Here is a 2,754-nt window from a genome sequence, read left to right as displayed (position 1 = left end):
CTTTATGGTGAATATTATGGCTGCTATAGTGGCTTATTGCTTAAATCCAAATAAGCCAACTTTCCAAAACTTGCTAAAAAGCTAAAATATTTCATCGAACTCAGGTTATTTTAGTCATAGCAGTTTTATTCTTAACGTGAAGTGAATATCTTTTATATCCCCATCAGATGAAAATTAGAATAACAAAAGATTACATAATCTTTATTTTTTACTATTTATTAAGTTTCATCTTAAATGTTTTAAGACTTATTACTATAAGGCAGGCACAAAAAAAGACGCTAATGCGCCGTGGATTTCTTTGTGCCTGTATGGTTTATGGGTTTATGCAGCTACGCTAAAACGCTCAATATGACCAAATACACTTAGCTCTTCATCATTAGCTTTAGAGATATCTGCCAGTGCTTCACCTTCAATTGAATAAGATCCGAAGTCCTCATGAATTAGATCAAACTCGGTATCTGGCGAAAATTCGACGCGCCATAAAGTTAAGATCACCTTATCGCCTGTAACAGTATCAATGCCTTTAAACAGCAAGCGATATTCATTACCTAGGTTAGTTGCAATTGTAGTACGTGTCTTAGCACCGGCTTTGGCAGAAAACTTAACTGAACCAACAATAGCTTCATTAAAAATGACTGTGCCGTAAACAGCATCCAGTACATATTTATCTGAAGTGATGGCAACATCCGAGCTGTCTTTAAAATCCACTTCACTTAAATTACGATGTCCTAAGTCAATCATGGCGCCAGCTTCTACAGCACCCAGAGTAATATCAGTCAGCTGAGTTTCAGGGATTTCGATTGATTTGCCACTTAGGACCATTGCTAAGTTTTGCTTTGTTACTTCTTCAAGCGTACCAGAGATAGCCACTGCAGTTTGTTTGCGTAGTACCGCATCCTTAGCACGGAGGCCGGTTTTACTTTCATAGTGATCAGTGGATTCACTAGAGATTGCGATCTGCAATTCCGGTGTATTACCAACGGGCAATAAGGCAGATGGCACACTATTAACCATCTTCGCCAAATGAAGCTCGCCTTGAAGCGAGATTAAATCTGATTTAGCCATTACTTTTCATCCCCTGTGGTTTTCTTGGCTGGAGCAGCGGCTTTAGCTTCAGGTACTTCCTGAATCACGCCATCTGCCACTAATTTTTTGATCTGAGCATCACCCAATCCGCCAACGACATCGCCCTTTTTAAAGCGACCGACAGGCTGAGTTGCCTTGTATTGTTTCACCATGACTGGCTCCTAAATGAATTTTTGTGATTCAAAAATAATCGTGATGTATGCAAAGCCCGGACTATAACCATCCCGAACCGATATGAAATCCAGTGCCGTGCGTGATGCTTGAGGCTGCCAACCGGAAAGTAGTTGAATTACTTTCTCGGTCAAAAGCCCCGCTTCATCACTTACAGCACGTCCATCGGTCATTTGAGATTGAGCATTGCGACATGCCACCGTAACCGCCCATTGCTGACCGATCTGATTGATACTTCCACGACCTGCACTGGCTTTCTTGTCGATACGGACAAAATTGACATGCGCAGATGGCGTGACTTGTGACATCTCTGTTACGCTGACTGAGTTTAACGGCGTATAGATCTTTAGAAGTTCTGGAATTTCTTTCAGCTTTTCTGCAATCTCATCACGTACCGCGAAGAAGGTGCTCATCTATAAAACTCCCGACAATATCTAAAACCATGGCTTCATCTTCTGCATTGATCCCTAACTGTGTTCGAGGCGGTAAAATCGACTGCTTAACTTTCCGATATTGACCACCCACTGCAAAAGTAATGTATTGGCCATTCTTAGGTAGGATTGTTGCGCCGTAATGTAGATGGGGTGCAACCAATGATTGGGAGAATGACAAATACAGAAACCGGGAACGGGCATTTAAGGCTAAGCCGCGTGGAATTAGGTTGGTGGTCAGTTCAGTTTTTCCGGCCCCTGGTGGAACATTGATAACTACGTTCGCAATCTCACCAGCTATCACCTGATCAATGATCCAAGAGATATAAACATGGTGCCAGTTCACCGTAAATTTGAAGCCCATTCGGGGCTTAAAGAAACGCCGGGTGAAATATAAATGCTCATCTTCACACAGCTTCTTTTCAACCTGTGTTTGCAGATCCATTTAGTATTCCTCTTGGGCCTTCTTTACAGCAGCTTCAACTTGGTCTTGGGTAGCGTGCACAACTGTTGTTTGTAATGCTTCGCCGTCCTTACCGGTAATTTCTTGTCGGTTAGTGAATTGACCACCTACATCTTTAGCAGCCTGTTCAAGAATCTTGAGTGCTAATTTTGCATTCTTGGTTTTTTCAAGTTGCTTCTGATATTGCTTAAGCCGGTAATACTTACTAGCAATTGGAATATCTATCAAACCTTCATCAAATTTCTTACGAGTCTGGTTGAATAGATCTGCAAGTTTTTTCCCGAGATTGCGACCTGCATATTTAGTCGGGTCATAGTTTTCACACTGAACCGTACCGGGTTTGTCGGAGAGTCAATATTCTGAGAGACTACCCCGATGACAAAATTAAAATATACCCCTGAAATCAGAGAAAGAGCGGTTCAATTATTGATTGAATCTGAAAAAGATTATCCTTCTACTTGGGCTGCAATCACAGCAATTGCGCCTAAGATTGGTTGTACTCCTGAAACACTACGTGCCTGGCATCAAAAGCATTTAGATCAGCAAAATCCTATTAAAGTACAACAGATATCTGATCAAGAAAAAATGAAGCAAATGGAACGT

Annotated in this window: 4 protein-coding genes and 2 pseudogenes; 1 reads left to right on the top strand and 5 read right to left on the bottom strand. The window is 41.4% G+C overall.

Going from position 1 to position 2,754, the window contains the following annotated elements; translation table 11 throughout:
* Positions 1-321 precede the first annotated feature (321 nt).
* From WFH18_RS17180 to WFH18_RS17160, 5 genes and pseudogenes are all read right to left on the bottom strand, one after another.
* A complete protein-coding gene (locus WFH18_RS17180; RefSeq protein WP_004279617.1) occupies positions 322-1,065 on the bottom strand; it encodes a hypothetical protein in 744 nt (247 codons plus the stop codon).
* Positions 1,065-1,238, bottom strand: a complete 174-nt coding sequence (locus tag WFH18_RS17175; protein ID WP_004279614.1) for a hypothetical protein — start codon at positions 1,236-1,238, stop codon at positions 1,065-1,067. Before WFH18_RS17175 ends, WFH18_RS17180 begins: the two co-directional genes overlap by 1 nt.
* 9 nt (positions 1,239-1,247) lie before the next feature.
* Complete coding sequence (locus WFH18_RS17170) at positions 1,248-1,670, bottom strand: phage tail terminator protein (protein WP_004279612.1); 423 nt, start codon at positions 1,668-1,670, stop codon at positions 1,248-1,250.
* On the bottom strand, positions 1,645-2,133 hold the full coding sequence (locus WFH18_RS17165; RefSeq protein ID WP_004279611.1) for a hypothetical protein: 489 nt from the start codon (positions 2,131-2,133) through the stop codon (positions 1,645-1,647). Before WFH18_RS17165 ends, WFH18_RS17170 begins: the two co-directional genes overlap by 26 nt.
* Positions 2,134-2,478: pseudogene (locus WFH18_RS17160) on the bottom strand (DUF2280 domain-containing protein); the annotation flags it as partial.
* 48 nt (positions 2,479-2,526) lie between these two features.
* On the opposite strand from WFH18_RS17160, the pseudogene WFH18_RS17155 reads away from it, so the two are divergent.
* A pseudogene (locus WFH18_RS17155) lies at positions 2,527-2,754 on the top strand (IS3 family transposase); the annotation flags it as partial.

Origin of the sequence: Acinetobacter sp. USHLN143, from assembly GCF_037145695.1 — a bacterium.
GTDB lineage: Bacteria > Pseudomonadota > Gammaproteobacteria > Pseudomonadales > Moraxellaceae > Acinetobacter > Acinetobacter fasciculus.
Note: the sequence above shows the minus strand (reverse complement) of the source record. Positions and strands in the feature narration are given on the sequence as shown.